Raw genomic sequence first — 26,095 nt, forward strand, 5'->3', positions numbered from 1 at the left:
CGATGAGGGACCTGCCCGAAGGGGTCAGCGACCGCCTTGCGGCCGAGGCGCTGATCGTCGATGTGGACGGCTATGAAGGGCCGCTGGACTTGCTGCTGACCCTGTCGCGTGCGCAGAAGGTGGACCTGCGCCGCATTTCCGTGCTGGAGTTGGCGGAGCAGTATCTGGCCTTCGTGGAACGGGCGAAGCTGCTTCGGATCGAACTGGCGGCCGACTACCTCGTGATGGCCGCGTGGCTGGCCTTTCTGAAGTCCCGCCTTCTGCTGCCGCCCGATCCCGCCGAACGCGGCCCGTCGGCCGAGGATATGGCCGATCACCTCGCCTGGCAGCTGGAGCGGCTTCAGGCCATGCGCGACCGCGCCGCCGCCCTGATGGCGCGCGACCAGAAGGGTCGCGACGTGTTTCCGCGAGGGGAGCCGGAGGCCGTGATCCAGCATCGGCGCAGCGTGTATTCCGCCAGCCTGATCGACCTGATGCGCGCCTATGCCCGCCTGCGCACCAAGGACGAGTTCCGCCCCTTCGTCATGGACCGCGAGCACGTCTTCACGATGGAGCAGGCGCTGGAGCGGATGCGCGAGATGCTGGGCTATCTGGGCGAGTGGGGCGACCTGCACGACTGGCTGCCTTCGGGCTGGGACACGCATCCAATGCGGCGGCGGTCGGCCACCGCCTCGCATTTCGCGGCGGTGCTGGAAATGGCCAAGCGCGGGCAGATCGACCTGCGGCAGGGCCAGACCTTCGGCCCGATCCAGATACGGAAGAAAGAATGACCGCCCCCATCCCCCCCACCTTGGACGAGCAGGAGCGGATGGTGGAGGCGATGCTCTTCGCCTCGGCCGCGCCAATGGGGCTGGCCGAACTGGGCGCGCGCATGCCGGTCGGATCGGACCCGGCCCGCGCCGTCGCGGCCTTGCAGAGGCGGTATGAAGGGCGGGGCGTGCGGGTTGTCCGCGTGAACGAGGCTTGGGCCTTCCGCACGGCGCCCGACCTGGCCTTCCTGATGCAGCGCGACGTGGTGGAAACCCGCCGCCTGTCGCGCGCCGCGATCGAGACGCTGGCCATCGTCGCCTATCACCAGCCCGTCACGCGGGCCGAGATCGAGGAGATCCGCGGCGTTGCCGTCAGCCGCGGCACGCTGGACCAGCTGCTGGAGATGGAGTGGATCCGCCTTGGCCGGCGCCGGATGACGCCGGGGCGGCCCGTGACGTTCATTGTGACGGAACAGTTTCTGGACCAATTTGGTTTGGAGACTGCCCGCGACCTTCCCGGACTGAAGGAATTGCGCGAGGCAGGCCTTCTGGACAGCCGTCCTGCCCCCGGCGGGCCGGCGACCCCGGAAGGGGAACCGCCGGACGATCAGGCCCAATGGACCGAGGATTGAACATGATGATGAAAATGCTGCAGCGGATGCTCGTCGGGATGGTGATGGGCAAGGTCATCAACAAGGGCATCGACTACGCCTCGCGCGGGGGCAAGGCCGAGGCGGACATGACGCCGGCCGAACGCGCCAAGGCGAAGAAGACGCGGATGATGGCGCAGCGGGCACGCAAGATCGCGCGGATGACCAACCGCCTGCGTTAACGGAAGTGCTTGGCCAGCTTCAGACCCTGGCCCTGATAATTGGACGCGATGCCGGCGCCGTAAAGGACGTCCGGCACATCGGCCATGCGCTCGTACACGAGGCGGCCCACGACCTGCCCGTGTTCCAGCACGAAGGGGGCCTCGTGGCACCGCACCTCCAGCACGCCGCGTGATCCGACGCCGTGGCCGAAGCCCGGATCGAAGAAGCCGGCGTAATGGACGCGGAATTCCCCCACCATGGCCAGATAGGGCGCCATCTCGGCCGCCTGATCGGGCGGGATCGTCACCGCCTCGCGGCTGACGAGGATGTAAAACGCGCCGGGATCGAGGATGATCTGACCGTTGGTAGTCGTCACCTCCTCCCAGAAATCGGCGGCAGGGTAGTGGGCGATGCGCGACAGGTCGATCACGCCGCTGTGGGGTTTCGCCCGATAGCCGACATGATGGCCCAGCTGAAGATCCACCGAGAAGCCCAAGCCGTCGGCGATCAGGGCAGGGCCGTCCACCAGCGGGGTCGCGGCGTGCAGGGCCCGCAGCTCCTCATCCCCCAGAACGGACTGGCCGACGCGCAGACGAAGCTGGTTCAGCCGCATCCCCGGCCGGACGAGGACGGAAAAGCTGCGCGGGCACACCTCGGCGTAAAGCGGGCCGTCATAACCGGCGGCGATGCGGTCGAATTCGACGCCGCCATCGGTGATGGTCCGCGTCAGCAGGTCCAGACGACCGGTGGAGCTTTTGGCGTTCGCCACGCCGCCCACATCCGCGGGCAGGTGCAGCCGTTCCATCAGCGGGATGACATAGACGCAGCCCTTTTCCAGAACCGCCCCGTCCGACAGGTCGATCCGGTGCATCTCGAACTCGGCCAAGCGTTCGGCGACGGTGCGGCCCTTGCCGGCCAGAAAGCTCGCTCGCACGCGATAAGCCTGGGTGCCAAGGCGCAGGTCCAGACTGGCCGGCTGCACCTGTTCGGGCAGGATCGCCGGTTCGGCCCGAAGGGCACCGTCGGCGATCATGCGGCGAAGACGCTGCGACGGAAGAACACCGATCATGCCATATCCCTGAATGCACGAAAGCCGCCCGTTTTCACGGACGGCTTTCTGTTGTGGTCGGGCCGGCGAGATTCGAACTCGCGGCCTTCCGCCCCCCAGACGGACGCGCTAACCAGGCTGCGCCACGGCCCGACACTGGGCGGATACATACCAATATTCGCAGCGGGGGCAAGCCGAAAGCTGCGAAAAGACATCATTATTCTTCGACGATCTTCATCCGGTCGCGCAGGGCCAGAAGGCGCGCCAGCAAGGGCTGGATCGCGGCGCCCTCGACGCTGCCCGGCTCCAGCGCCAGAAGGCGGCTGATCAGGGGACGGGGGGGCGACTCCGGCACTGCGGGCTCGCGCAGGCGCTCCGCACGCTCTCTCGCCAGCGTCGCGTCGCGCAGGCCAAGGGGCGGGGGCGGGCCATCATCCGTGGCCGCGCTGGTCTTGGGATCGGTGCGGGAAAAGAATTCTTCCTCGGTCACGGTGTCATCCTCTTCGTCGGAAGCGGGGGAGAACGTCCAGCCGGCGTCGTCGGCCGACACCTGCGCCACGGCGCGACGTTGGGGAAAGGCGTGAACCTCGGCGGTCTGGGGGGTGTCGTCCGGCTCCACCTCGATGAAGCCGGCCTCTTCCTCGCGGGCCATCTCGGCCACGCGGCGCACGCCCTGTTCGCGCAGGATCTTCTGGACGCCGCGAATCGTCATCCCATCATCGTGCAGCAGCTTGCGGATGCCCGCCAGCAGCGCGATGTCCGACGGGCGGTAGTAGCGGCGGCCACCCGCGCGCTTGACGGGCTTGATCTGCGGAAACCGGCTTTCCCAGAAACGCAGCACATGCGCCGGTGTCTGCAGGACATCGGCCACCTCGCTGATGGTGCGGAAGGCGTCGGCCGATTTCTCCATCAGATCCTCGTGTTACTTCTTCGTCCCCGAGACGACACGCTCCTTCATCAGGTGCGAGGGGCGAAAGGTCAACACGCGGCGGGGGCTGATCGGCACCTCGTCCCCGGTCTTGGGGTTACGGCCGACCCGCGCCGCCTTGTCGCGGACCGAGAAGGTGCCGAAGCTGGAGATCTTCACCTGCTCCCCCGCGACGAGGGCATCGGACACGTGCTTCAGCACGCTTTCGACCAATTGTGCCGAATCATTTCTCGACAGGCCGACCTCGCGGAAGACGGCCTCGCTCAAATCCATGCGTGTCAAAGTCTTACCGCTCATCACTCACCCCCCGTATACCCGCAAGAAGGATGGTGCGCGGGCAGTACCCTGTCAAGGTGGACAACCTTGCGTTGATCACCAGCGAAGGACGACCGAACCCCAGGCCAGACCGCCGCCGATGGCCTCGGTCACGACCACATCGTTCGTCTTGATCTGCCCCCGCGCCTTACCGACCGAGAGGGCCAGCGGGATGGACGCGGCCGAGGTGTTGCCGTGGTCCTGCACGGTCACGACCACCTTTTCCATGGTCAGGCCCATCTTCTGGGCGGTGGCGCTGATGATGCGCAGGTTGGCCTGATGCGGCACGATCCAGTCCACTTGGTCTGCCGTCAGCCCGGCCTTGTCCAGCGCGGTGTGCGCCGTTTCGGCCAGCTTCGCCACCGCGTGACGGAAGACTTCCTTGCCCTGCATCCGCAGATAGCCCGTCTTGCCGGTGGAGGTGCCGCCGTCGACGTAAAGAAGGTCGCGGAACCGCCCGTCGCTGTGCAGGTCCGACGACAGGATGCCGCGTTCGCCCTCTTCGGCCTCCAGCACCAGCGCGCCGGCGCCATCGCCGAACAGCACGACCGTGGTGCGGTCCTCCCAGTCCATCAGGCGCGAAAACGTCTCGGCCCCGATCACGAGGACGCGCTTGGCCTGACCCGACCGGATCAGCCCGTCGGCGTTGGTCAGCGCGAAGATGAAGCCCGCGCAGACGGCCTGAACGTCGAAGGCGAAGCCCCGCGTCATCCCCAGCTCGCCCTGCACCATCGTCGCGGTGGAGGGAAAGGTGAGATCGGGGGTGGAGGTGGCAACGATGATCGTGTCGATGTCGTCCGGTTCCAGACCGGCATCGGCCAACGCCGCGCGCGCCGCGCGGGTGGCAAGGTCCGTCGTCGTCTGCCCTTCGGCCACGAGGTGACGGCGTTCGATCCCGGTCCGCGTGCGGATCCATTCGTCCGACGTCTCGATCCTGGCTTCCAGATCGGCGTTGGACACGACATGGTCGGGCAGGTAATGCCCGACACCCTTCACGACGGCACGCAATGTCATCCGGTGGTTCCGTCCTTGGAAAGGGCGGGATCCTGTCCCGCTGCCGCAGCCGGGGCGACACGTGCCGCCAGCCGCTCGTTGAAGCCGGATTTCGCCAGCTGGAAGGCCAGCTTCACCGCCGAGGAGACGCCCGTCGCATCCGCCGAGCCGTGCGACTTCACGACCGTGCCGTTCAGGCCCAGGAACACCCCGCCGTTCACGCGGCGCGGATCGATCCGCTTCTGCATCCGCTTCAGCGAGGTCAGCGCCAGCATGGCCGCGATCTTCGACATGAAGGTGGCCGCGAACGCCTCACGCAGGAAGGCGGAGATCAGCTTGGCCGTGCCTTCGCCCGTTTTCAGCGCGATGTTTCCCGTAAAGCCGTCCGTCACAATCACGTCGCAGCGGTTGGACGGGATGTCCCCGCCTTCCACAAAGCCCACGTAATCGTAATGTCCGGCCTCGGCCTGACCCGCGATCAGGTCATGCGCCTCTTTCATGCCCGGACGACCCTTGTGCTCCTCGGTGCCGACGTTCAGCAGGCCCACGCGCGGACGCATGACCTCCAGCCCGTTGCGGGCATAGGAGGCGCCCATCATCGCGTATTGAAGCAGATCCTCGGCCTCGGCGCGCACATCGGCGCCGACATCCAGGATGACGTTGAAACCGGCGGGATTGGTTGAGGGCCACAGCGCGCCAATGGCCGGACGGTTGATGCCCGGCATCTTGCGCAGCTGCAGCATCGACACGGCCATCAGCGCGCCGGTGTTGCCGCAGGACACGGCGGCCTGCGCCTCGCCCGAGCGAATCGACTCGATCGTGGACCACATGGACGTGCCCTGGCCGTGGCGCATCACCTGGCTGGGCTTGTCCTCCATCGTGACCACGCGGGGGGCGTGACGCACCTCGCAGCGGCCGACAAGGATCTTGCGCTTGGCCAGAAGCGGCCCGATTTCCGCCTCATCCCCATGAAGGATGAAGTGGATCTCGGGATTCTTCTGAGCCGAGGCGGCGAGACCGGCCACGACATCGGCCGCACCCCGGTCGCCGCCCATGGCGTCGACGGAGATGACGATCCTGCGCTCGGCGCCTGACGTCTGGGTCATCGTCTCGCTCGACATGAGGGAACGGAGGCGCGGCTTACGCCGCGTCGTCGTCCAGGTCGACCTCGGTCGTGGTCGCCACGACTTCGCGCGAGTCGTAGTGGCCGCACGCGCCGCACACGTGGTGCGGGCGCTTCAGCTCGCCGCAGTTCGAGCATTCCGCCGGGTTCGACGCGACAAGGGCGTCATGCGAGCGGCGCATGTTGCGGCGGGATTTCGTAACGCGGTTCTGCGGGACAGCCATTGTCTCCACCTCAGCTTATGAGGGGACGAGGCCCCTGTGTTTCCTAGAATCCGAACAGCCCCCGAGACCCGGGTTTGCATGTCCGATGAGGCGCGGAACATAGCGAAATCCCGCCCCGATGCAACCCCCAATCGCCCCGGATCAGCTGTCCTTTTCCAGCTTGTCCTTCAGGGCCTGAAGCCCGGCGAAGGGGCGCAGGTCCGCATCGCGCAGCGGGGCGGCGTCGGGTGCGGCGAACACGGCCTCTCCCAGCTCCGCCCCCGGGGCGCGGGGCCAGTCGGGCAGGGCCAGCGCCAGTTCCTCGGCCGCCAGTTCGCGCAGGTCGATCACCTCGGGGATCGGCTCCAGCGTGTCGTCCTCGGGCATCTCGGTCTCTTCGCCCGTGGGGGCGGTGTAGCTGGCCGAATACCGGCGCCGCACCGGCGTGTCGATCTTCGTGACCACGGGGGTCAGCGTCACGACGCAGGGCTGTTCCACCGTCCCTTTCAGCCGGCCGTCCAGCCGGTAGTCCTCGCGCCCCTCGGCCCGGATCTCGCCCTCGAAGCTCAGCGCGGCGATGGCGGTGATGTCCAGATCCCTGGCCAGCGCCGCGCGATCGGCGGCCGAGGGCGTCAGGCGGAACCGCTGCGGCTTGCGCGCGGGAAGGGTGGCCACCCGGAACGTGTGGTTCTGCGGTTCGTCGGTCATCGGTGCGCTTCCTTTCTTGAACAGGGGCGGGACCTTCTGTTAAGCCAAAGGTCGATATGGGCCCACGGCCCGCAAGGCAAGGGGTGGGCATGGCTTTGGCAGGACGAAAGACGGCGGTGCTGCGGAATCTCGCGGCCGGGCTGGCCCTGATGGCCACGGTGGCCTGCGCGCCGATCTATCGCAACCACGGCTACGTGCCGATGGATCAGGATCTGGGCCGCGTCCAGATCGGCGCCACCCGGGACGAGGTGCGCGAGGTCATCGGCCTGCCCTCCGTCACCTCGCTGGCCAACGATTCCGGCTGGTTCTACGTGCAAAGCCGCTTCCGCACCTTCGGCCTGTCCCGGCGCGAGGTGGGGCGCGAGGTGGTGGCCGTCAGCTTCAACCCGCAGGGCCGCGTCAGCAACGTCGAACGCTTCGGGCTGGAGCAGGGCCGCATCGTGCCCCTGTCGCGCCGCGTCACCGACAGCGGCGTGGAAGGCAGCAGCTTCCTGCGCCAGCTGTTCGGCTCCGTCGGTCGCCTGCGCGCCGATCAGGTGCTGGACGACTGATCCCGGGGTTCGAAATCCAGCGCGACGCCGTTGATGCAATAGCGAAGCCCCGTCGGTTGCGGACCGTCGGGGAAGACGTGGCCCAGATGCGCTTCGCAGCGCGGGCAGTGCACCTCGATCCGCTGCATCCCCAACGAGTTGTCACGCGACATGCCCACCGCATCCTCGCCCGCGGGGGCGTAGAAGCTGGGCCAGCCGCAATGGCTTTCGAACTTCGTTTCCTGTTCGAACAGCGGCGCGCCGCAGCCGGCGCAGGTGAAGGTGCCGGCGTCCGTCGGCAGATCCTCGTGGCTGCCCGGACGTTCCGTGCCATGCTTGCGCATCACACGGTACTGTTCGTCCGTCAGCTGTTCGCGCCATTCGGCATCGCTCTTGATGACTTTTTCAACCATTCTGATCTCCTGCTGGGGCGGATCCGGCAATCGCTTGTGCCGGCCCGCCTCTGCAACGATATTTAGGGTCAGGCACGGCCTACGCCAAGGAGAGCGACCGACATGCGGAGCCTGACCCGGGGACGCCTGACCGCCCGCGAAGCGACCGAACCGTCCGATCTGGCCCGCGCGCAGGCCTTGCGGACGCTGGCCTTCCAGCTGGCCGAACCGGACCGGGACCGCTTCGACGACCTGTGCACCCATGTGCTGGTGGAGGAGGAGGGCGATCTGGTCGCCTGTTTCCGCATCCTGCACCTGACGCCCGGAGAGGTGGATCGCAGCTATTCCGCCCAGCACTACGATCTGGCCGCCCTGCGCGCCTATGACGGTCACATGATCGAGATCGGCCGCTTCTGCCTGCATCCCGACCGGCATCAGGCCTCCATCGTGCGCTTCGCATGGCGGGCGCTGGCGGGCTATGTGGCCGAACACGACGCGCGGATTCTGTTCGGCTGCTCCTCATTCCCTGGCACGCAGCCGGAGCCTTATGCCGACGCCTTCGCCCTGCTGCGGCAGGCGCATCTGGCGCCGGACCCCTGGGCCCCGGGGCCGAAGGCACCGCAGGTCTTTCCCTATGCCGCGACGCTGGACGGGCACGTGATCGACATGCAGCGCGCCATGCGGTCGATGCCGCCCCTTCTTCGCAGCTATCTGCTGATGGGGGGGTGGGTGTCGGACCATGCCGTGGTGGACCCGCAGATGAACACCATGCACGTCTTCACGGGGGTGGAACTGCACCGCATGCCGCCCGGCCGCGTGCAGGCGCTTCAGCGCGCCTGAAGGCCGACCATCCGGCGGATGTCGTCGGGCGTTGCCCCTTCGGCCCGGAAGGTGGCCAAGGCCCGCGCGTCGTCGCGTTTCGCCAGCCGGCGGCCCTGTTCGTCCCGGATCAGGCGATGGTGGTGATAGGCGACGGGGGGAAGTCCCAGCAGGTGGCCCAGCAGGACGTGGATCGGCGTCGCATCAAACAGGTCCGCGCCGCGCACGGCTTCGGTCACCCCCTGGAGCGCGTCGTCCACCACCACGGCCAGATGATAGGCGGCGCCCATCCCGCGCCGCGACAGGATCACGTCGCCCACGTTGCGGATCATGTGATCGGGGGACACGGCGTGGCGGCCCGGGTGCAGGCCCGTTTCGGTGAAGAACAGCGGCCCCGGCATCGCTTTGGCCATGTCCAGCCGGATCGCATCCTCCGGCCCCGCCTCGGCCATCGAGCGGTGGCGGCAGGTGCCGGGATAGATCAGCCCGTCCGGCCCCAGTGCGCCTTCCTGAGGGGCGTTCAGGGCCGCGCGAATGTCGGCCCGGGTGCAGCGGCAGGGATAGGTGAAGGGGGCCAACCGCTCCAGCGCCGCATCATAGGCGGACTGGCGGTCGGACTGGCGCAGCACGGGCCGGGGCCAGTCGAGGCCCAGCCAGTGCAGGTCGTCGAAGATCCGCGCCTCCCATTCGGGGCGGGCGCGGGAACGGTCCAGATCCTCGATCCGGAGAAGGGCGGTGCCGCCCTCGGCCCGTTCCCACACCGTCAGGGCGGAAAAGGCGTGCCCCAGATGCAGCGGCCCCGTCGGCGACGGGGCAAAGCGCGTTACTGGCCCAGCCACGCGGTGAACGCCTCTTTTGCGCGGTCGGTATAGGCCTTGTAGCGGTCCTTGCGGCCGCGGCGCCCGCCCTTGGCGTCGATCGGGGGGAACAGGCCGAAGTTCACGTTCATCGGCTGGAAGGTCTTCGCCTCCGCCCCGCCGGTGATGTGGGTGATCAGCGCGCCCATCGCCGTTTCGGCGGGCGGGGGCGGCAGGTCGCGGCCCAGCAGTTCCGCCGCGGCCATGCGGCCCGCCAGAAGGCCCATCGCGGCGCTTTCCACATAGCCCTCCACCCCGGTAACCTGCCCGGCAAAGCGCAGGTTCGGCCGGTTGCGCAGCCGCATCCGGTCATCCAGCAAGGTGGGGGAGTTCAGGAACGTGTTCCGGTGGATGCCGCCCAGTCGCGCGAACTTGGCGTCCTGAAGGCCCGGAATCATCCGGAACACCTCGGTCTGCGCGCCGTATTTCATCTTCGTCTGGAAGCCCACGATGTTGTAAAGCGTGCCCAGCTTGTTGTCGCGGCGCAGCTGCACCACGGCATAGGGCTTCACCTCGGGATCGTGCGGGTTCGTCAGGCCGATGGGCTTCATGGGCCCGAAGCGTGGCGTTTCGGCGCCGCGTTCGGCCATCACCTCGATCGGCAGGCAGCCGTCGAAATAGCCGGCCGTCTCGCCCTCGTGGAACTCCGCCTTCTCGGCCGCCAGCATGGCGGCGATGAAGGCCTCGTACTCGGCCTTCGTCATGGGGCAGTTGATGTAGGCGGTCCGCTCCTCCTCCGTCTCGCCCTTGTCATAGCGGGACTGCCGCCAGGCCACGGACATGTCGATGCTGTCGGCATAAACGATGGGCGCGATGGCGTCGAAGAACGCAAGGCTTTCGGCCCCGGTGACACCCCGGATCGCCTCCGCCAGCGCGGGGGAGGTCAGGGGGCCGGTGGCGAAGATCCACGATCCGTCCACCGGCAGTTCCGTCACCTCGGCATCGACAATGCGGATCAGGGGATGGGCGCGCAGCGCGGCGCTGACGGATTCGGCGAAGGCGTCGCGGTCCACGGCCAGCGCGCCGCCGGCGGGCAAGCGATGTTCACCCGCCATCCGCATGATCAGCCCGTCCGCCGCCCGCATTTCCCAGTGCAGCAGGCCCACGGCGTTCTGTTCGTCATCGTCCGACCGGAACGAGTTGGAGCAGACCATCTCGGCAAAGCTGCCGGTGCGGTGGGCGAAGGTGCCGACGGTGGGGCGCATCTCGTGCAGGACGACGGGCACGCCCAGGTTGGCGGCCTGCCATGCGGCCTCGGACCCGGCCATGCCGCCGCCGACGATGTGGAGTTCTTGTGTCATCCGCCCCTCATAATCCTGTGCGGGGGATTTGGGAAGGTGGCCGCCACGGCGCAACACGCTATGCTGCGATCAAAACGAAAAGGGACGGGACGATGACACGACGCGGCTGGGTTTCGGTGCTGCTGATCGCGGCGGTGCTGGTGGCGGTGGTGGTGTTCGCCCCGCAGGTGCCGCTGCTGATCTTTGCCGGAGTTCTTGTGGCCGTGTTCCTGCGGGGCGGGGGCGAAGGCCTCGGGCGCATGACGGGCATCGGGGGCGGCTGGGGGCTTCTGGTCTTCCTGCTGCTGCTGGCGGCGCTGATCGCGCTGTTCTTCACCAACGCCTCGCAGGGGCTGTTCCAGCAATTCGGCCAGCTTCTGGCGCAATTGCCCAGCGCCATCGACCGGCTGGAGCAGTTGGTGAACGACAATCCGTGGATGCAGCAGGTCCGCCAGCGGATCGACCTCGACCGCCTGATCCCCAGCGGCATGGGGGCGCTGGCCACGGTGTCGTCCACCGTAGGCGTGCTGGGCAACATGTTCCTTGTCGCGTTCATCGGCATCTACTGCGCGATCTCTCCGGCCGTGTATCGCCGGGGCGTCGTGGCCCTGATCGCACCCGAGATGCGGCCACGGGCCCGCGCCATGCTGACGGACGCGGGCGGGGCGCTGCGATCCTGGCTGACGGCGCAGCTGGCGTCGATGGCGGTGATCGGCGTGCTGACCTTCATCGGCCTCAGCGTCCTTGGCGTGCCCTTGGCGCTGGTTCTGGCCGTGATGGCGGGGATCGCCACATTCGTGCCCAACATCGGCCCGGTGGTGGCCGCGATCCCGGCGGTGCTGCTGGGCCTGTCGCAGGGGCTGGACCAGGTGGCGCTGATCGTCGGCCTTTACGTGATGGTGCAGGCGATCGAAAGTTATCTGGTGACCCCGCGCCTGCAGCAGGAACTGGTGTCGCTGCCGCCCGCGCTGACCATCTCGTTCCAGCTGATGCTGGGTTACCTGTTCGGCCTTCTGGGCTTCGCGCTGGCGACGCCCTTGCTGGCGGTGGTCATGACCCTCGCCAACAGGCATTACATCGCGGATTATCTGGAGGGGGCTCAGCCCTCCTCCACCTCGTCCTCGCCCTGATCGGCAATGCGGGCCACGGACACGACCTGTTCGCCCGCCGCCGTGTTGAACACGCGCACCCCGCCGGCCGAACGCGAACGGAAGCTGATGCCTTCCACCGGCACCCGGATCGACTGGCCGGTGGAGGTGGCGAGCATGATCTGATCGCCCATCTCCACCGGGAAGGAGGCGACAAGCGCGCCGCCCCGCATCCCGTTGTCGATGGCGCGCACGCCCATGCCGCCACGCCCCCGGATCGGATAGGCGTGCGAGGAGGACAGCTTGCCCGAACCCTGCGCCGTGATCGTCAGCAGCAGATCCTCGGCCGCCGACATCTCGGCATAGCGTTCGGGGGTCAGGGTGCCAGCGCCGGCCTCTTCCTCGTCGGTCTCCGTCTCGTCCACGTTGCCCATCACGGCGCGGCGCTGCTTCAGATAGGCGGCGCGTTCCTGGGGATCGGCCTCGAAGTGGCGCAGCACGGACATGGACACGACTCGGTCGTCCTCGCCCAGACGGATGCCGCGCACGCCGGTGGAATCGCGGCCCTTGAAGACGCGCACATCCGTGGTCGGGAAACGGATCGCCCGGCCCGAGGCGGTGAACAGCATCACGTCGTCCTGCTCGCTCGTCACCCGGACGTTCACGAGGGTGACGTCCTCGGGCAGTTTCATCGCGATCTTGCCGTTGCGCATGACGTTGGTGAAATCGGACAGGGCGTTGCGGCGCACGTCGCCTTCGCTGGTCGCGAAGACGAGTTGCAGGCCATCCCATTCCTCCTCCGGCTCGTCGATCTTCAGAAGCGCCGCGATGGAGATGCCGGGCTGGATCGGGAGAATGTTCACCATGGCCTTGCCCCGCGCCTGACGGCTGGCCAGCGGCAGGCGCCACGTCTTCAGCTTGTAGACCATGCCGTCGGTCGTGAAGAACAGAAGCTGCGTGTGGGTGTTGGCCACGAACAGCGTGGTCACCACGTCGTCTTCCTTGGTGGCCATGGACGACAGGCCCTTGCCGCCGCGGCGCTGGCTGCGGAATTCGGCCAGCGGCGTGCGCTTGATGTAGCCGCCCGAGGTGATGGTCACGACCATGTCCTCGCGCTCGATCAGGTCCTCGTCCTCCATGTCGCCGGACCAGTCCATGATCTCGGTCCGGCGGGGAACAGCGAACATCTCGCGCACCTCCCGCAGCTCGTCCGAGATGATGCCCATGATCCGTTCGCGCGACCCGAGGATGTCGAGGTAGTCGCGGATCTTCGCGGCCAGTTCCTGCAGCTCGTCCGTGATTTCGGCCACGCCCATCGCGGTCAGGCGCTGCAGGCGCAGTTCCAGGATGGCGCGGGCCTGCGCTTCGGACAGGTTGTAGGTCCCGTCGTCGTTCATGGTGTGGGTCGGATCGTCGATCAGGCGAATGTAGGGCGCGATGTCCCCCGCCGGCCAGCGGCGGGTCATCAGCTTCTCCCGCGCCTCGGCCGGGTCGGAGGAGCCGCGGATCGTGGCCACGACCTCGTCGACATTGGACACGGCGACGGCGAGGCCGCACAGGATGTGGCTGCGCTCGCGGGCCTTGTTCAGCTCGAACGCGGTGCGGCGGGCGACCACCTCCTCGCGGAAGGTGATGAAGTGGGTCAGGAAGTCGCGCAGCATCAGCTGTTCGGGCCGGCCGCCGTTCAGCGCCAGCATGTTGCACCCAAACGAGGTCTGCATGGGCGTGAAGCGGAACAGCTGGTTCAGCACCACGTCGGGCGTCGCGTCGCGCTTCAGCTCGATCACCACACGCACGCCGACCCGGTCGGATTCGTCCGCCACGCCGGAAATGCCCTCGATCTTCTTCTCGCGCACCATCTCGGCGATCTTCTCGATCATCGAGGACTTGTTCACCTGATACGGGATCTCGTCGATGACGATGGCGTAGCGGTCCTTGCGGATTTCCTCCACGCGCGTCTTCGACCGGATGATGACCGAACCGCGGCCTTCCAGGTAGGCCTTGCGCGCGCCCGACCGGCCAAGGATCAGCCCGCCTGTGGGGAAGTCGGGGGCGGGGATGATCTCCATCAGCGCCTCGGTCGACAGGTCCGGGTTCTCGATCAGCGCAAGAGTGCCGTCGATCACCTCACCCAGGTTGTGGGGCGGGATGTTGGTGGCCATGCCGACCGCGATGCCGCCCGCGCCGTTGACCAGCATGTTCGGAAAGCGCGCGGGCAGAACCGTGGGTTCGCGGTCCTTGCCGTCATAGTTGTCCTGAAAATCGACCGTGTCCTTGTCGATGTCGGCCAAGAGGAAGGCGGCGGGCTTGTCCATCCGCACTTCGGTGTAGCGCATGGCGGCCGCGCTGTCGCCGTCCATGGACCCGAAGTTGCCCTGACCGTCCAGCAGCTTCAGCGACATGGAGAAGGGCTGCGCCATCCGCACCAGCGCGTCGTAGATCGCGCTGTCGCCGTGGGGGTGGTATTTCCCCATCGTGTCGCCCACGGGCCGCGCCGACTTGCGATAGGGCTTGTCGTGGCCGTTCCCGGATTCGTTCATCGCGTGCAGGATGCGGCGGTGGACGGGCTTCAGCCCGTCCCGCAGATCCGGGATCGCGCGCGACACGATCACGCTCATCGCGTAGTCCAGATAGGCCGTCCGCATCTCCTCGCTGATGGAGACCTGCGGCTGAAGCGGGCCGCGGTCGGGGGTGTCGTCAGCGATGTCTGGAATGTCGGGCGTATCGGTCACGTCTGCGCGCTTTCTGGTTTTTCCGTTGCGCCGACTATATCCTTCGGCCCGCGTCGGCACAATGCCGACGCACCCTCAGAAGCTTCGGGTGGGCCGGTCGAAGACCTTGCGCCCCATCAGCGATCCGACCAGATCCACCATCATCTTCGCCGTGCGCCCGCGTTCGTCCAGAAACGGATTCAGCTCCACCAGATCCAGCGAGGTGACGAGCGCGCTTTCGTGCAGCAACTCCATCACCAGATGCGCCTCGCGGAAGGTGGTGCCGCCCGGAACCGTGGTGCCCACGGCCGGCGCGATGGAGGGATCGAGGAAGTCCACGTCGAGCGAGACGTGCAGCATCCCGTTCGCCGCCCGCACCCGGTCAAGGAACGCCCGCAGGGGTGCCGCGATGCCGTATTCGTCCAGCACCCGCATGTCGTTGATCTCGATCTCGTGCTCCAGCAGGGCAGCGTGTTCCTCGGGGTCGACCGACCGGATGCCGAACAGGCAGATGTTCTGCGGCGGCAGGGGCACGGGGAAGGGGGGAAACGCCTCGAACCCGTCGCGGCCGGCGATATAGGCCACGGGCGTGCCGTGCAGGTTGCCCGAGGTGGTGGTGCGCGGCGTGTGAAAGTCCGAATGCGCGTCCAGCCACAACAGGAACAGCGGACGCCCCACCGCATGGGCGTGCGCCGCGGCCCCCGCCACCGATCCCAGCGCCAGCGAATGATCGCCGCCCATCACGATGGGAAAGCCGCCTTCGGACAGGGCGTTCTGGACCGTGGCCGACAGCGCCTCGGTCCAGCCCACGGTTTCGGCCAGCGCGTGCACGACGGGGTTGTCCGCCACCGCGTCGCGCAGGGCGGGCAGAGCCACGTCGCCATGGTCCTGCGTCGGGTGGCCCAGCGCGGTCAGCGTCGCGCCAAGGCCGGCCACGCGATAGGCGGCGGGCCCCATCAGGCAGCCCGCGCGCCGCTGGCCGCTGTCGATGGGGGCGCCGATCAGGATGCAGGAATGTGGCATGGGTGTCCTTTCGCTTTGCGGTGAACTTAACGTCACCGGCGCCGGATGCTATTCAAAACCGGGGAAAATTCTCCTATGGTCCGCGCGCCGCAGCAGGGAGCCACGCATGATCACCGAACTTGGCCATTTCGCGCTGGTGCTGGCGCTGGGCGTGGCGCTGCTGCAATCGACGCTGCCGCTGATCGGAGCGCAGAAGGGCTGGACGGGCTGGATGGCGCTGGCGGGCACGGCGGCCAAGGTGCAGCTTCTGCTGGTGGGCTTCGCCTTTGCCGCGCTGATGCACGCCTTCGTCACCTCCGACTTCTCGCTGAAGCTGGTGGTGGAGAATTCGCACACGCTGAAGCCGCTTCTCTACAAGATCTCGGGCGTGTGGGGGAACCACGAAGGCTCGCTTCTGCTGTGGTCGCTGATCCTTGCGCTGTTCGGGGCGCTGGTCGCGTGGTTCGGGGGCAACCTGCCCGACCGGCTGCGCGCGCGGGTGCTGTCGGTGCAGGGCATGATCGGGGTGGCGTTCCTTCTGTTCATGCTCTTGACCTCCAACCCCTTCCTGCGGCTGGCGATACCGCCCCTGAACGGCAACGACCTGAACCCGCTGCTGCAGGATCCGGGATTGGCCTTCCATCCGCCGTTCCTCTACCTTGGGTATGTGGGGATGAGCATGCCCTTCGCCTTCGCCGTTGCCGCCCTGATCGAGGGGCGGGTGGACGCCGCGTGGGGCCGCTGGGTCCGGCCCTGGACGCTGGCTGCGTGGCTGTTCCTGACGCTGGGCATCGGCTTGGGGTCGTGGTGGGCCTATTACGAACTCGGCTGGGGCGGCTTCTGGTTCTGGGACCCGGTGGAGAACGCGTCCTTCATGCCGTGGCTGATCGGGGCGGCGCTGCTGCATTCCGCCATCGTGGTGGAAAAGCGGGAGTCGCTGAAGGCGTGGACGATCCTTCTCGCGATCCTGGCCTTCGGCTTTTCGCTGATCGGGACGTTCCTGGTGCGGTCGGGGGTCATCACCTCGGTCCACGCCTTTGCCAACGATCCGGACCGGGGCGTGTTCATCCTGATGATCGTGGGCCTGTTCATGGGCGGGGCGCTGACGCTGTTCGCCGCCCGCGCCGGGGCGATGGAAGGCAAGGGCGTGTTTTCCACCGTCAGCCGCGAAAGCGGGCTGGTGCTGAACAACCTGCTGCTGACCGTGTCCTGCTTTGTCGTCTTCATCGGCACCATCTGGCCCCTGATCGCCGAGATCGTGTGGGGCCGCACCCTGTCGGTCGGTGCGCCCTTCTTCAACGCGGCCTTCACGCCCTTCATGGTGGTGATCGCGCTGGCCCTGCCCATCGGCGGGTTGATCCCGTGGAAGCGCGGGCAATTGCGCCGCGCCCTGTGGACGATGCGGGGCGGGCTGGTTCTGGCGCTGGCGCTGGGTGCGCTGGTCTGGGCAATGCAGAACGGCCGTTCGGCGCTGGGCCCGATCGGTGTTACGCTGGCCGTGTGGGTCGGCGCGGGCGTGATCGTGGACCTGTGGCTGCGCACGGGCCGCGGCGCGCTGGGCGACCGGCTGGGCCGCCTGCGCCGCCTGCCGCGCGCCGACTGGGGCAAGGCGCTGGGCCATGCGGGCTTTGCCGTCACCGTCTTCGGCATCAGCGCCGTCACGTCCTGGCAGGTGGAGGATATCCGCGTGCTGCGCGAAGGCGAGGGCTACGACCTTGGCGCCTATCACGTCACGCTGGAGGGGGTGCGCGAGGGGCAGGGCTCCAACTACCTGACCACCATCGCGGACATGCGGGTGGACCGGGACGGGCGGTTCGTCACGCGGCTGCATCCGGAAAAGCGGATCTATCCCATCGCGGGGATGCCCACGACCGAAGCCGGGATCGACCACGGCTGGCTGCGCGACATCTATCTGGTGATCGGCGATCCGCAGGACGGGGGCGGCTATGCCGTGCGCGGCTATCTGAAGCCGTTCGCGAACTGGATCTGGGGCGGGGCGCTGATCATGGCGCTGGGTGGGATCGTCAGCCTGACCGACCGCCGCCACCGCGTGGCCGCCGGCGCGGCCCGCACCGCAGCGAAAGGGGTGCCAGCCGAATGATCCGCGCCCTGCTTCTGTCGCTGCTGCTGGCTGGACCGGCCTTTGCTGTCCAGCCGGACGAAATCCTGTCGGACCCGGCGCTGGAGGCGCGCGCCCGTGCGATCAGCCAAGGACTGCGCTGCCCCGTCTGCCGGAACGAGAACATCGACGACAGCAACGCCGGCATCGCCCGCGATCTGCGCCTTCTGGTGCGCGAGCGGCTGGTGGCGGGCGACACGGATCAGGAGGCGCTGGACTTCATCGTCGGGCGGTACGGGGAATACGTGCTGCTGTCGCCCCCGGCGAAGGGGACGACGCTGATCCTCTGGGCCGCGGGGCCGCTTCTGCTGCTGGCGGGGGGCGGGATGGCCGTGGCCTTCCTGCGCCGTCGCCGTCCGGCGGTGGAGGAGCTGACGGAAGAGGAGCGCGCCCGGCTGGACACGCTCCTGAAAGACTAGGCGCCGCGGGACAGGGCGGCGACGCCGGTCCGCGCGATCTCCCGCAGGCCCAGCGGGCGCATCAGGTCGGCAAAGGCGTCGATCTTCTCGGCCGTGCCCGTCATCTCGAACACGAAGCTTTCAAGCGTCGAATCCACCACGTTGGCGCGGAAGATCTCGGCCAGGCGCAGCGCCTCGATCCGCGCCTCGCCCTTGCCGGACACCTTGAAAAGCGCGAGTTCGCGCTGCACGGACGGGCCCTCGACGGTCAGGTCGTGGACTTCGTGCACCGGGACCAGTCGGCCCAGCTGCGCCTTGATCTGGTCGATCACGATGGCCGTGCCGGTGGTGACCACGGTGATGCGGGACCGGTGGCCTTCATGGTCCACCTCCGCCACGGTCAGGCTTTCGATGTTGTAGCCGCGGCCCGAAAACAGGCCGATGACGCGGGCCAGCACGCCGCTTTCGTTGTCCACCATCACGGCCAAGGTGTGGGTCTCGATGATCTCGCCGTTCGTGTCGCGCATGTGATAGGCGCCCTTGTTCATCGCCATTCCCCTTACACCAGTGCCGCGCCGTGGGTCTCGATGATGCCCTGCGTTTCGGCCTCGCCCATCAGCATCTCGTTGTGGGCCTTGCCCGACGGGATCATGGGGAAGCAGTTCTCGTGCTTTTCCACAAGGCAGTCGAAGATGACGGGGCCGTCATAGCGGATCATCTCCAGGATGGCGTCGTCCAGATCGGCCGGGTCCTTGCACTGGATGCCCTTGCAGCCGAAGGCTTCGGCCAGCTTCACGAAATCGGGCAGGGATTCCGACCACGAGTGGCTGTAGCGCTCGCCATGGATCAGCTCCTGCCACTGGCGGACCATCCCAAGGCGTTCGTTGTTCAGGATGAACTGCTTCACGGGGGCGCGGAACTGCATGGCCGTGCCCATCTCCTGCATGTTCATCAGCCACGACGCCTCGCCGGCGACGTTGATGACCAAGGCTTCAGGGTGCGCGATCTGCACGCCGATCGACGCGGGCAGCCCGTAGCCCATGGTGCCGAGACCGCCCGAGGTCATCCAGCGGTTCGGCGCCTCGAACCCGAGGAACTGCGCGGCCCACATCTGGTGCTGTCCGACCTCGGTCGTGATGTAGCGGTCCATGCCCTTGGTCAGGGCCTCCAGCCGCTCCAGCGCATATTGCGGCTTGATGGTCGCGGTGGAGGGGCGATAGCTGAGGCAACGCTTGGCGCGCCATTCGCCAATCTGCGCGTTCCACGCCGCGATGGCGGGCGTGTTCAGCTTGCGGCCGCGTTCAGTCCACACGCGCAGCACGGCGGCCAACGTTTCGGCGATGTCGCCGACAATGCCCAGATCCACCCGCACGATCTTGTTGATCGAGGACGGGTCGATGTCGACATGCACCTTCTTCGAATGGGGCGAGAAGTCGGCCAGCCGGCCCGTCACCCGGTCGTCGAAGCGGGCGCCGATGTTCAGCATCAGGTCGCAGCCGTGCATGGCCATGTTGGCCTCATAAAGCCCGTGCATCCCCAGCATCCCCAGCCAGCCCTTGCCGCTGGCCGGATAGGCCCCCAGACCCATCAGGGTGGACGTGACGGGGATCTGCGCCGCATCCGCGAGTTCGCGCAGGAGGCGCGACGCTTCGGGGCCCGAGTTGATGACGCCGCCGCCGGTGTAGAGGACGGGGCGCTCGGCCGTCTCGATCATCTCCACCATCCGGGTGACGGCGTCGGTGTTGGGGGTCGTGCGGGGCTGGTAATGGGGCACGCGGACCGCGTCGGGGGTCACATAGGTGCCTTCCGCGAACTGGATGTCCTTGGGGATGTCGATCAGCACCGGGCCGGGGCGGCCCTTCGTCGCGACGTGGAAGCCTTCGTGGATGGTGGCGGCCAGCTTTTCCGTGTCCTTTACCAGCCAGTTGTGCTTGGTGCAGGGGCGCGTGATGCCCACGGTGTCGGCCTCCTGGAAGCCGTCGGTGCCGATCAGGAAGGTGGGCACCTGGCCCGACAGCACCACCAGCGGGATTGAATCCAGCAGCGCGTCGGTCAGGCCCGTCACGGCGTTGGTCGCACCGGGGCCGGAGGTGACGAGCACGACCCCCGGCTTGCCCGTGGACCGGGCATAGCCTTCGGCCATGTGGACGGCGCCCTGTTCGTGACGGACGAGGATGTGGCGGATGTCGTTCTGCTGGAAGATCTCGTCATAGATCGGCAGCACGGCGCCGCCGGGATAGCCGAAGACGACCTCCACGCCCTGATCCTTCAGGGCCTGCACCACCATTTTCGCACCGCTCATCCGTGTCATCGGAAACTCCGTATCATCGTCGGCCATAGAAAAGCCCCCGAAAGGTCAGGGGCGCATGGGAATCGGTCCGGGTCGCCGTCACTGGCCCATGCGCGTCATTTCAAAGATAAGCACGATGGATGTCACCGCACCCCCTCCTTCGTCGTGAAGGTGGGATATAAGCCGTGACCGGTGGCGTCAATGCGTTAATTGTGCGGAACGGGTAATTTCCGCATCTTTATTCCCGAGGGTCGTCATCCCGCGATATTTTATGATCCGAAGAGTGGACCAGCCGCAGAGCCGGACGGCCGGGCGCGAAGGGCGCCGCCGGTTCGGCGAAGCCCGCCCCCGGTTCCAGCACCCCTACGCGTTCGGACAGCACCCGGAGTGGGCGGAAGCGGCGGGGCGGGCGGCCGATCAGGCCCTCCGTCTCGATGCAGCCCAGGGCCATGTCCACGCCGCGGAAGGTCTGCAGGGGCAAGAGCACGATCCGGGCGCCAAGGCGCGCGGGGCCCGGCACGGCGCTGGCCAGTTCCATGTCCAGAATGGCGGGATCGTGGAAGACGCGGTCCACCTGCGACACCAGCGCCTCACGCTCTCCCGGGTCGATCAGGGACAGAAAGGGCATGCCGCGCACGTCCATGCCCATGATCTCGGGCAGAAGGGCGCCGGTGTGGCGAAAGCGCACGACCGACGGGGCCACATGCTCCAGCAGGAAGACGTTGGGCAGCAGGTCGGGCAGGGCGCGCGGGTCCACGTCCGCGCGCTGGGGCAGGGCGCCGTTCTTGCGAAGACCCTCCCAATAGGCGCGCACGCGCGTGATGTGTTTCGGCCGCACTGTCATCCGACCTTTCGGCACCATCCTTAACAAGAAATCAACCATCAACCTGCAACCCTCAACCGGTCGCACGGGCAGAACACGCCCGCACATATACTTTTACACGGCCGTAATTAGCACCATTCCTCGCGGAGTGCCGGAAAAGGTGAACAAATGGTTAAAAAGTCCCGCGCTTGACCTTCGCGCCACATGGGGCCAGATGCCGCTGACGGCACCAGAAGGGACATCACGATGCGGCGCGGACTTCTTTTGATCCTTTCCTCCCCCTCGGGGGCCGGGAAATCCACGCTGTCCAAGCGCCTGATGGCGTGGGACCCGACGATCCGCTTCTCCGTCTCGGCCACCACCCGCGCCCCGCGCGAGGGGGAGGTGCATGGCCGCGACTATTTCTTCCGCACGCGGGACGAGTTTCGGACCATGGTGGCCGACGGCCAGATGCTGGAACATGCCGAGGTGTTCGGCAACTTCTACGGCAGTCCGCGCGGCCCGGTGGAACAGGCGATGTCCGAAGGGCGCGACACCCTTTTCGACGTGGACTGGCAAGGCGGCCAGCAGATCCGCAACTCCGCCCTCGGGCGCGACGTGGTGTCGGTTTTCATCCTGCCGCCGTCGATCGCGGAACTGGAACGGCGCCTGCGCGGGCGCGGGCAGGACAGCGACGAGGTGATCGACCACCGCATGGCCAAGTCGCGGGACGAGATCAGCCACTGGGCCGAATACGACTATGTCCTGATCAATCACGATCTGGACCGAGCCGAGGCGGAATTGCGCACTATCGTCATGGCGGAGCGGTTGCGCCGTGACCGCCAGCCGGCCCTGACCGGCCTTGTGCGCGACATGAACGGGGAGTTCGAGAACCGATGATCTATGCACTGGACGACATGGCCCCCAGCCTGCCGGCCTCGGGCGACCTGTGGATCGCGCCGGGCGCGCATGTGATCGGCAAGGTGTCGATCGGGGAAGGCGTGGGCATCTGGTTCGGCGCCGTGCTGCGCGGCGACAACGAAGGCATCCGCATCGGGGCCGGATCCAACGTGCAGGAAAACGCCGTGCTGCACACCGACTGGGGCTTTCCCCTGACGGTGGGGGCGAACTGCACCATCGGCCACCGCGCCATCCTGCACGGCTGCACCATCGGCGACGGCACACTGATCGGCATGGGGGCTACGGTGATGAACGGCGCCCGCATCGGGTCGGGCTGCCTGATCGGCGCAAACGCCCTCGTGACGGAAGGAAAAGAGATCCCGGACGGCTCGCTCGTCATGGGCGCCCCCGCCCGCGTCGTGCGGCCCTTGGCAACCGAGGAGGTGGAGAGGCTGCGGGTGTCGGCGCGCAACTATGTGGCCAACATGCGCCGGTTCCGCGCGGGCCTGATCGCGACCTAGAGCGTCAGGAGCGACACCTCTAGCCCGCCCGCATGGGACTGAAGTTCGCGTTCCACCATCCGGCGGTTCGGCAGCGCCTGGCTCAGCACGCCCACGCGCAAGGTGCGTCCGGTATCGCCCAGCCGGGACAAAACGTCCAGCGCATCGAAGCCCGTCGCCACCAGCGGGCAGATCACCCAGTCCGGCTGCACCCGTTCGATCAGCGGTGTCCCGATGTCGCGGAACCGCGCCATCACGATCGAAGGGCGCGCCGGGAACCGGTCCAGATACCGAAACGCCTCGGGCGTCTCGATGATCAGGCAGGTTTCCTGCGTGCCGGCAAAGGGCGGCCTGGTCCCCGGGACGAGCGAACGCATGTTCTCCTCCGTTGCGTCGCCTTCAGTTTCAGGTTGCAAGCTGGCGAAACAGACCCGGCAACCGTCGACACCTCCAAGTTGCGCTCATCGATTTGTCACAATCCCTTTACCGATCGTAAGGCAAAGGCTGTATCTGGCCAGAGTACGTGGCAAAAATTATTGGGACGCAACCGGTCTTTTCGATTTGGTACGGTTGCGCACTTTCCATAAGGGTGGGGAAAAAATGGATATTCTCGTGTCCGCCGAGGGGCGTCTTCTGGGAAGCCTGGTGGACGGCATCCCGGCCCCGGCGCTGGTCATCGCGCAGGATGAACGGATTTCGTTTGCCAATGCGGCCGCGCTGGCCCTGTTCGGCGGGGGAATCGTGGGACGGCACTACATCATCGCGATGCGGCAACCGGGCCTTCTGGACGCCATCGAAGGCACGCTGCGCCACAAGCAGAAGGCGTGCACCCGTTACATCGTGGCAGGTCCCTCGCGCGAAATCGCCTTTCAGGTCACGGTGTCCCCGGTGGAAGGCAACCGCGCCCTGTGCGTGTTCGAGGATGTGAGCGAGCAGGAGCAGGTCAGCGCCATGCGCCGCGATTTCGTGGCCAATGTCAGCCACGAACTTCGCACGCCCCTCACCTCGCTTCTGGGGTTCATCGAAACGTTGCAGGGCGCGGCCAAGGACGACGCGGCCGCGCGCGACCGCTTCCTTGGCATCATGTCGCGCGAGGCGGAGCGGATGAATCGGCTGGTCCGCGACCTTTTGTCGCTGAGCCGGGTGGAAAGCGAAGAGCGGATGCGCCCCACGACCCCCGTCGACATGGTGGCGCTGGTGGCGGTGGCCATGGCGGCGCTGCGCCCCGTGGCGGCGGCCAAGGGGGTGCGGCTGGAACAGGGCGGGCAGGCCGGCCCGCTGCCGGTGCCCGCCGATGCCGACCAGATGACGCAGGTCTTCCAGAACCTGATCGAAAATGCGGTGAAATACGGCGCCTCGGGCGGCGTGGTGCACATCACGGTGGAGCGGGATGACAGCGACGCGCTGCGCCTTGGGCCGGCCGTGGTGATCCGCGTGACCGACAAGGGCGACGGGATCGACCCCATCCACATCCCGCGCCTGACCGAACGCTTCTACCGCGTCGACGACCACCGCTCGCGCGAGATGGGGGGGACGGGGCTGGGGCTGGCCATCGTGAAGCACATCATCAATCGCCATCGCGGCCGCTTCCGCATCGAAAGCGCGAAGGGGCAGGGCAGCACCTTCTCGGTCTTCCTGCCGGTGGCTTAAAGGCGGGCGATCCGTTCCGTCAGGACGGAAAAGACGCCGTTTGCGTCCACCTCGGTCAGGAACAGGGCGTTCGGGGGGCGCATCGTCATGCCCCACCAGTCCACCACGCTGGTGCCGCGGGTCAGGTCGCTGTCGGTTTCGACCTCCACGTTCACATGGCGGCCGGTGAACAGGAATGGGCGCAGCAGGAAGGCGATGCCGCAGGGCGCATGCAGCGGCATCCCCGGCGCGCCGAAGGTGTCGGCGTAGATGCGGACAAGCACGTCTGCCCAGGCCGCGACGGCGCGGGCGGGCTCGGTCCCGATCTCGCGCAGTTCGGCCAGACGCTCGGGCCCCGCGATGACCTTATGGGCCACGTCCAGCGGGACCAGCGTGCAGGTGATGCCCGCCTGAAGGACAATCCGCGCGGCCTCCGGGTCCAGCCAGATGTTCGCCTCGGCCACGGGGGTGATGTCGCCCAGTTCGTAATGACTGCCGCCCATGATCACGATCTCCTGGATGCGGGGGGCCACGTCGGGCGCGCGTTCCAGAAGCGTCGCGATGTTGGTCAAGGGCGCAAAGCAGCACAGGGTCACGCTTCGGTCCGGCGCCTCGCGCAGCGTGCGCAGCAGGAAGTCGACGGCCGGTTCGTCCCGCAGGTTGGTCAGGGGCGCATGGGCGTCATAGCCGTCCAGCCCCACATCGACGTCGGGGCGCTGAAGGCCCGTGACCGGGCGCCGCATCGGCCGGTCGCAGCCGACATGCATCCCCACATCCGGGCGCTTGGCGATGTCGCAAATGCGCTGGGCGTTGTGGATCACGGCGTCCATGGGCACGCGGGACGCAACCAGCGTGATGCCCAGAACCTCAAGCTCCGTCGGGCTGGCAAGGGCCGTCAGCAGCCCGATCGCATCGTCCTGCCCGGGTGCCGTGTCGATGATGATCTTGCGTGGTGTCATGAGCAAATGTCCAGGACCTGAGCATCATCAAAGGCAAAAGAAATCCTTAAGTCTATGTTAATATCGTTCTCAATTTAGACGGTAGGCCAGGGTTTGCTTACACGTTCCACCCGCTTGGCCTCGGTCCACAGGGCGTCCATCTCCTCAAGTGTGCTTGCCGCCGGGGTTTTTCCCTGTTCGGCCAGCCGGTCCTCGATGTGGCGGAAGCGGCGGGTGAATTTGTCGTTGGTGGCGCGCAGGGCGGCCTCGGGGTCCACGTTCAGGTGCCGGGCGAGGTTCGCCATCACGAACAACAGGTCCCCGAACTCGGCCGCGACCTCCTCGGGGCCCAGCTGATTCCGCGCCTCGACCAGTTCGGCCATCTCCTCGGCCATCTTGTCCAGCACCTGGTCTGTCGACGGCCAGTCGAAGCCCACCCGCGCGGCGCGGCCCTGAAGCTTCACCGCCCGCGTCAGGGCCGGAAGGCCAAGGGCCACCCCGTCCAGCACCCGCGTTTCCGCCCGCTGCGCCCGCTCCTGCGCCTTCTGCGCCTCCCACGCGCGGTTCTGGTCCCCGGTGCTTCGCGGCGTGTCGCCGCCGAAGACGTGGGGGTGGCGGGCGATCATCTTGTCGGCGATGGACCGGGCGACATCGGCGAAATCGAAGCGTCCCGCCTCTTCGGCCATGCGGGCGTGGAAGACGGTCTGCAACAGCAGGTCGCCCAACTCGCCCGGCAGTTCGTCCCACGCCTCACGCCCGATGGCGTCGGCCACCTCATAGGCTTCCTCGATCGTGTAGGGGGCGATCGTGGCGAAGGTCTGCTCCAGATCCCAGGGGCATCCGGTTTCGGGATGGCGAAGGGCCGCCATGACATCCAGCAGGCGACGCAGTTCGCTTTCGGCATGCATTGCACACTCCGTGATTTTCCGCTTCAAGTCTGGCTACGCCGCCCCCTTGAAGG

The 26,095-nt window shown here is 67.3% G+C and carries 29 protein-coding genes and 1 tRNA gene; 11 read left to right on the top strand and 19 right to left on the bottom strand.

The annotated features are described in order from the left end of the window. The first annotated feature begins 2 nt into the window (after nucleotides 1–2). From PIJ50_RS05730 to PIJ50_RS05740, 3 genes are read left to right on the top strand one after another with little or no spacing between them, the layout of a single operon-like run. The gene (locus tag PIJ50_RS05730) at nucleotides 3–770 is read left to right on the top strand and encodes a segregation and condensation protein A (RefSeq protein ID WP_271973508.1); all 768 of its coding nucleotides are present in this window, start codon (nucleotides 3–5) and stop codon (nucleotides 768–770) included. Then, the gene (gene scpB, locus PIJ50_RS05735) at nucleotides 767–1,381 is read left to right on the top strand and encodes an SMC-Scp complex subunit ScpB (protein WP_271973509.1); all 615 of its coding nucleotides are present in this window, start codon (nucleotides 767–769) and stop codon (nucleotides 1,379–1,381) included. Before PIJ50_RS05730 ends, scpB begins: the two co-directional genes overlap by 4 nt. Before the next feature lie 2 nt (nucleotides 1,382–1,383). After that, a complete protein-coding gene (locus tag PIJ50_RS05740; RefSeq protein WP_271973511.1) occupies nucleotides 1,384–1,581 on the top strand; it encodes a hypothetical protein in 198 nt (65 codons plus the stop codon). Here PIJ50_RS05740 and PIJ50_RS05745 read toward each other — a convergent pair. From PIJ50_RS05745 to PIJ50_RS05780, 8 genes are all read right to left on the bottom strand, one after another. Next, a complete protein-coding gene (locus PIJ50_RS05745) occupies nucleotides 1,578–2,630 on the bottom strand; it encodes a 2'-deoxycytidine 5'-triphosphate deaminase (protein WP_271973513.1) in 1,053 nt (350 codons plus the stop codon). The two genes, PIJ50_RS05740 and PIJ50_RS05745, sit on opposite strands and share 4 nt — an antisense overlap. A 54-nt stretch (nucleotides 2,631–2,684) precedes the next feature. Beyond that, nucleotides 2,685–2,762 (bottom strand) — tRNA-Pro (locus PIJ50_RS05750). Between the two features lie 64 nt (nucleotides 2,763–2,826). Continuing rightward, nucleotides 2,827–3,519, bottom strand: coding sequence for a MerR family transcriptional regulator (locus PIJ50_RS05755; protein ID WP_271973515.1), 693 nt, complete (start codon nucleotides 3,517–3,519; stop codon nucleotides 2,827–2,829). Between the two features lie 12 nt (nucleotides 3,520–3,531). After that, nucleotides 3,532–3,834: an integration host factor subunit alpha gene (gene ihfA, locus PIJ50_RS05760; protein WP_271973517.1), complete on the bottom strand. Its 303-nt coding sequence runs from the start codon at nucleotides 3,832–3,834 to the stop codon at nucleotides 3,532–3,534. Nucleotides 3,835–3,909: 75 nt separating this feature from the next. After that, nucleotides 3,910–4,866: a beta-ketoacyl-ACP synthase III gene (locus tag PIJ50_RS05765; RefSeq protein WP_271973518.1), complete on the bottom strand. Its 957-nt coding sequence runs from the start codon at nucleotides 4,864–4,866 to the stop codon at nucleotides 3,910–3,912. Beyond that, a complete protein-coding gene (plsX, locus tag PIJ50_RS05770) occupies nucleotides 4,863–5,966 on the bottom strand; it encodes a phosphate acyltransferase PlsX (RefSeq protein WP_271973520.1) in 1,104 nt (367 codons plus the stop codon). The genes PIJ50_RS05765 and plsX overlap by 4 nt, the downstream gene beginning before the upstream one ends. A gap of 19 nt (nucleotides 5,967–5,985) precedes the next feature. Then, on the bottom strand, nucleotides 5,986–6,192 hold the full coding sequence (rpmF, locus tag PIJ50_RS05775) for a 50S ribosomal protein L32 (protein WP_271973521.1): 207 nt from the start codon (nucleotides 6,190–6,192) through the stop codon (nucleotides 5,986–5,988). Nucleotides 6,193–6,333: 141 nt separating this feature from the next. Beyond that, complete coding sequence (locus PIJ50_RS05780) at nucleotides 6,334–6,879, bottom strand: YceD family protein (RefSeq protein ID WP_271973523.1); 546 nt, start codon at nucleotides 6,877–6,879, stop codon at nucleotides 6,334–6,336. 89 nt (nucleotides 6,880–6,968) lie between these two features. On the opposite strand from PIJ50_RS05780, the gene PIJ50_RS05785 reads away from it, so the two are divergent. Then, nucleotides 6,969–7,430: an outer membrane protein assembly factor BamE gene (locus PIJ50_RS05785; protein WP_271973525.1), complete on the top strand. Its 462-nt coding sequence runs from the start codon at nucleotides 6,969–6,971 to the stop codon at nucleotides 7,428–7,430. On the opposite strand, the gene msrB is transcribed toward PIJ50_RS05785, so the two are convergent. Beyond that, nucleotides 7,412–7,822: a peptide-methionine (R)-S-oxide reductase MsrB gene (msrB, locus tag PIJ50_RS05790; protein WP_271973527.1), complete on the bottom strand. Its 411-nt coding sequence runs from the start codon at nucleotides 7,820–7,822 to the stop codon at nucleotides 7,412–7,414. The two genes, PIJ50_RS05785 and msrB, sit on opposite strands and share 19 nt — an antisense overlap. Nucleotides 7,823–7,924: 102 nt before the next feature. Between msrB and PIJ50_RS05795 the strand changes: the two genes are divergently transcribed. After that, nucleotides 7,925–8,641 carry a GNAT family N-acetyltransferase gene (locus tag PIJ50_RS05795; protein WP_271973529.1) on the top strand — a complete coding sequence of 239 codons (717 nt, stop codon included), beginning with the start codon at nucleotides 7,925–7,927 and terminating at the stop codon, nucleotides 8,639–8,641. On the opposite strand, the gene gluQRS is transcribed toward PIJ50_RS05795, so the two are convergent. Continuing rightward, nucleotides 8,629–9,459, bottom strand: a complete 831-nt coding sequence (gene gluQRS / locus PIJ50_RS05800) for a tRNA glutamyl-Q(34) synthetase GluQRS (RefSeq protein WP_271973530.1) — start codon at nucleotides 9,457–9,459, stop codon at nucleotides 8,629–8,631. The two genes, PIJ50_RS05795 and gluQRS, sit on opposite strands and share 13 nt — an antisense overlap. Continuing rightward, on the bottom strand, nucleotides 9,444–10,778 hold the full coding sequence (gene trmFO / locus PIJ50_RS05805) for a methylenetetrahydrofolate--tRNA-(uracil(54)-C(5))-methyltransferase (FADH(2)-oxidizing) TrmFO (RefSeq protein ID WP_271973532.1): 1,335 nt from the start codon (nucleotides 10,776–10,778) through the stop codon (nucleotides 9,444–9,446). Before trmFO ends, gluQRS begins: the two co-directional genes overlap by 16 nt. A gap of 92 nt (nucleotides 10,779–10,870) precedes the next feature. Between trmFO and PIJ50_RS05810 the strand changes: the two genes are divergently transcribed. Then, nucleotides 10,871–11,887, top strand: coding sequence for an AI-2E family transporter (locus PIJ50_RS05810; protein WP_271973533.1), 1,017 nt, complete (start codon nucleotides 10,871–10,873; stop codon nucleotides 11,885–11,887). Here PIJ50_RS05810 and gyrA read toward each other — a convergent pair. Further along, nucleotides 11,857–14,577, bottom strand: coding sequence for a DNA gyrase subunit A (gyrA, locus tag PIJ50_RS05815; RefSeq protein WP_442900712.1), 2,721 nt, complete (start codon nucleotides 14,575–14,577; stop codon nucleotides 11,857–11,859). The two genes, PIJ50_RS05810 and gyrA, sit on opposite strands and share 31 nt — an antisense overlap. A 75-nt stretch (nucleotides 14,578–14,652) precedes the next feature. Next, nucleotides 14,653–15,579, bottom strand: a complete 927-nt coding sequence (gene rocF, locus PIJ50_RS05820; RefSeq protein ID WP_271973535.1) for an arginase — start codon at nucleotides 15,577–15,579, stop codon at nucleotides 14,653–14,655. A 106-nt stretch (nucleotides 15,580–15,685) separates the two neighbouring features. On the opposite strand from rocF, the gene PIJ50_RS05825 reads away from it, so the two are divergent. Together PIJ50_RS05825 and PIJ50_RS05830 are read left to right on the top strand one after the other, a co-directional pair. Beyond that, the gene (locus PIJ50_RS05825; protein ID WP_271973537.1) at nucleotides 15,686–17,659 is read left to right on the top strand and encodes a heme lyase CcmF/NrfE family subunit; all 1,974 of its coding nucleotides are present in this window, start codon (nucleotides 15,686–15,688) and stop codon (nucleotides 17,657–17,659) included. Further along, the gene (locus PIJ50_RS05830; RefSeq protein ID WP_271973539.1) at nucleotides 17,656–18,096 is read left to right on the top strand and encodes a cytochrome c-type biogenesis protein; all 441 of its coding nucleotides are present in this window, start codon (nucleotides 17,656–17,658) and stop codon (nucleotides 18,094–18,096) included. The genes PIJ50_RS05825 and PIJ50_RS05830 overlap by 4 nt, the downstream gene beginning before the upstream one ends. On the opposite strand, the gene ilvN is transcribed toward PIJ50_RS05830, so the two are convergent. The 3 genes from ilvN to PIJ50_RS05845 form a co-directional block, all read right to left on the bottom strand. Beyond that, a complete protein-coding gene (ilvN, locus tag PIJ50_RS05835) occupies nucleotides 18,093–18,623 on the bottom strand; it encodes an acetolactate synthase small subunit (RefSeq protein WP_271973540.1) in 531 nt (176 codons plus the stop codon). The two genes, PIJ50_RS05830 and ilvN, sit on opposite strands and share 4 nt — an antisense overlap. Nucleotides 18,624–18,634: 11 nt before the next feature. Beyond that, on the bottom strand, nucleotides 18,635–20,386 hold the full coding sequence (locus tag PIJ50_RS05840; RefSeq protein WP_271973542.1) for an acetolactate synthase 3 large subunit: 1,752 nt from the start codon (nucleotides 20,384–20,386) through the stop codon (nucleotides 18,635–18,637). 217 nt (nucleotides 20,387–20,603) lie between these two features. After that, nucleotides 20,604–21,203 (bottom strand): PAS domain-containing protein, encoded by a 600-nt coding sequence (locus PIJ50_RS05845; RefSeq protein WP_271973544.1) that lies wholly within the window; start codon nucleotides 21,201–21,203, stop codon nucleotides 20,604–20,606. Nucleotides 21,204–21,434: 231 nt separating this feature from the next. Between PIJ50_RS05845 and gmk the strand changes: the two genes are divergently transcribed. Beyond that, nucleotides 21,435–22,067 (top strand): guanylate kinase, encoded by a 633-nt coding sequence (gene gmk / locus PIJ50_RS05850; RefSeq protein WP_271973545.1) that lies wholly within the window; start codon nucleotides 21,435–21,437, stop codon nucleotides 22,065–22,067. Continuing rightward, nucleotides 22,064–22,588 (top strand): gamma carbonic anhydrase family protein, encoded by a 525-nt coding sequence (locus PIJ50_RS05855; RefSeq protein ID WP_271973547.1) that lies wholly within the window; start codon nucleotides 22,064–22,066, stop codon nucleotides 22,586–22,588. The genes gmk and PIJ50_RS05855 overlap by 4 nt, the downstream gene beginning before the upstream one ends. Here PIJ50_RS05855 and PIJ50_RS05860 read toward each other — a convergent pair. Then, nucleotides 22,585–22,944 (bottom strand): hypothetical protein, encoded by a 360-nt coding sequence (locus PIJ50_RS05860; RefSeq protein ID WP_271973548.1) that lies wholly within the window; start codon nucleotides 22,942–22,944, stop codon nucleotides 22,585–22,587. The two genes, PIJ50_RS05855 and PIJ50_RS05860, sit on opposite strands and share 4 nt — an antisense overlap. A 223-nt stretch (nucleotides 22,945–23,167) precedes the next feature. Between PIJ50_RS05860 and PIJ50_RS05865 the strand changes: the two genes are divergently transcribed. Then, the gene (locus tag PIJ50_RS05865; protein ID WP_271973550.1) at nucleotides 23,168–24,217 is read left to right on the top strand and encodes a sensor histidine kinase; all 1,050 of its coding nucleotides are present in this window, start codon (nucleotides 23,168–23,170) and stop codon (nucleotides 24,215–24,217) included. On the opposite strand, the gene PIJ50_RS05870 is transcribed toward PIJ50_RS05865, so the two are convergent. Further along, nucleotides 24,214–25,155, bottom strand: coding sequence for a nucleoside hydrolase (locus PIJ50_RS05870; protein ID WP_271973551.1), 942 nt, complete (start codon nucleotides 25,153–25,155; stop codon nucleotides 24,214–24,216). The two genes, PIJ50_RS05865 and PIJ50_RS05870, sit on opposite strands and share 4 nt — an antisense overlap. Before the next feature lie 74 nt (nucleotides 25,156–25,229). Next, complete coding sequence (mazG, locus tag PIJ50_RS05875; protein WP_271973553.1) at nucleotides 25,230–26,042, bottom strand: nucleoside triphosphate pyrophosphohydrolase; 813 nt, start codon at nucleotides 26,040–26,042, stop codon at nucleotides 25,230–25,232. Between the last annotated feature and the right edge of the window lie 53 nt (nucleotides 26,043–26,095).

It is taken from the genome of Falsirhodobacter sp. 20TX0035, assembly GCF_028307215.1.
Classification (GTDB): domain Bacteria; phylum Pseudomonadota; class Alphaproteobacteria; order Rhodobacterales; family Rhodobacteraceae; genus Falsirhodobacter.

Coding starts and splice junctions, on each gene's coding strand:
- PIJ50_RS05730 (WP_271973508.1), top strand. CDS start 3: ATGAGGGACCTGCCCGAAGGGGTCAGCGACCGCCTTGCGGCCGAGGCG.
- scpB (WP_271973509.1), top strand. CDS start 767: ATGACCGCCCCCATCCCCCCCACCTTGGACGAGCAGGAGCGGATGGTG.
- PIJ50_RS05740 (WP_271973511.1), top strand. CDS start 1,384: ATGATGATGAAAATGCTGCAGCGGATGCTCGTCGGGATGGTGATGGGC.
- PIJ50_RS05745 (WP_271973513.1), bottom strand. CDS start 2,630: ATGATCGGTGTTCTTCCGTCGCAGCGTCTTCGCCGCATGATCGCCGAC.
- PIJ50_RS05755 (WP_271973515.1), bottom strand. CDS start 3,519: ATGGAGAAATCGGCCGACGCCTTCCGCACCATCAGCGAGGTGGCCGAT.
- ihfA (WP_271973517.1), bottom strand. CDS start 3,834: ATGAGCGGTAAGACTTTGACACGCATGGATTTGAGCGAGGCCGTCTTC.
- PIJ50_RS05765 (WP_271973518.1), bottom strand. CDS start 4,866: ATGACATTGCGTGCCGTCGTGAAGGGTGTCGGGCATTACCTGCCCGAC.
- plsX (WP_271973520.1), bottom strand. CDS start 5,966: ATGTCGAGCGAGACGATGACCCAGACGTCAGGCGCCGAGCGCAGGATC.
- rpmF (WP_271973521.1), bottom strand. CDS start 6,192: ATGGCTGTCCCGCAGAACCGCGTTACGAAATCCCGCCGCAACATGCGC.
- PIJ50_RS05780 (WP_271973523.1), bottom strand. CDS start 6,879: ATGACCGACGAACCGCAGAACCACACGTTCCGGGTGGCCACCCTTCCC.
- PIJ50_RS05785 (WP_271973525.1), top strand. CDS start 6,969: ATGGCTTTGGCAGGACGAAAGACGGCGGTGCTGCGGAATCTCGCGGCC.
- msrB (WP_271973527.1), bottom strand. CDS start 7,822: ATGGTTGAAAAAGTCATCAAGAGCGATGCCGAATGGCGCGAACAGCTG.
- PIJ50_RS05795 (WP_271973529.1), top strand. CDS start 7,925: ATGCGGAGCCTGACCCGGGGACGCCTGACCGCCCGCGAAGCGACCGAA.
- trmFO (WP_271973532.1), bottom strand. CDS start 10,778: ATGACACAAGAACTCCACATCGTCGGCGGCGGCATGGCCGGGTCCGAG.
- PIJ50_RS05810 (WP_271973533.1), top strand. CDS start 10,871: ATGACACGACGCGGCTGGGTTTCGGTGCTGCTGATCGCGGCGGTGCTG.
- rocF (WP_271973535.1), bottom strand. CDS start 15,579: ATGCCACATTCCTGCATCCTGATCGGCGCCCCCATCGACAGCGGCCAG.
- PIJ50_RS05825 (WP_271973537.1), top strand. CDS start 15,686: ATGATCACCGAACTTGGCCATTTCGCGCTGGTGCTGGCGCTGGGCGTG.
- PIJ50_RS05830 (WP_271973539.1), top strand. CDS start 17,656: ATGATCCGCGCCCTGCTTCTGTCGCTGCTGCTGGCTGGACCGGCCTTT.
- ilvN (WP_271973540.1), bottom strand. CDS start 18,623: ATGAACAAGGGCGCCTATCACATGCGCGACACGAACGGCGAGATCATC.
- PIJ50_RS05840 (WP_271973542.1), bottom strand. CDS start 20,386: ATGACACGGATGAGCGGTGCGAAAATGGTGGTGCAGGCCCTGAAGGAT.
- gmk (WP_271973545.1), top strand. CDS start 21,435: ATGCGGCGCGGACTTCTTTTGATCCTTTCCTCCCCCTCGGGGGCCGGG.
- PIJ50_RS05855 (WP_271973547.1), top strand. CDS start 22,064: ATGATCTATGCACTGGACGACATGGCCCCCAGCCTGCCGGCCTCGGGC.
- PIJ50_RS05860 (WP_271973548.1), bottom strand. CDS start 22,944: ATGCGTTCGCTCGTCCCGGGGACCAGGCCGCCCTTTGCCGGCACGCAG.
- PIJ50_RS05865 (WP_271973550.1), top strand. CDS start 23,168: ATGGATATTCTCGTGTCCGCCGAGGGGCGTCTTCTGGGAAGCCTGGTG.
- PIJ50_RS05870 (WP_271973551.1), bottom strand. CDS start 25,155: ATGACACCACGCAAGATCATCATCGACACGGCACCCGGGCAGGACGAT.
- mazG (WP_271973553.1), bottom strand. CDS start 26,042: ATGCATGCCGAAAGCGAACTGCGTCGCCTGCTGGATGTCATGGCGGCC.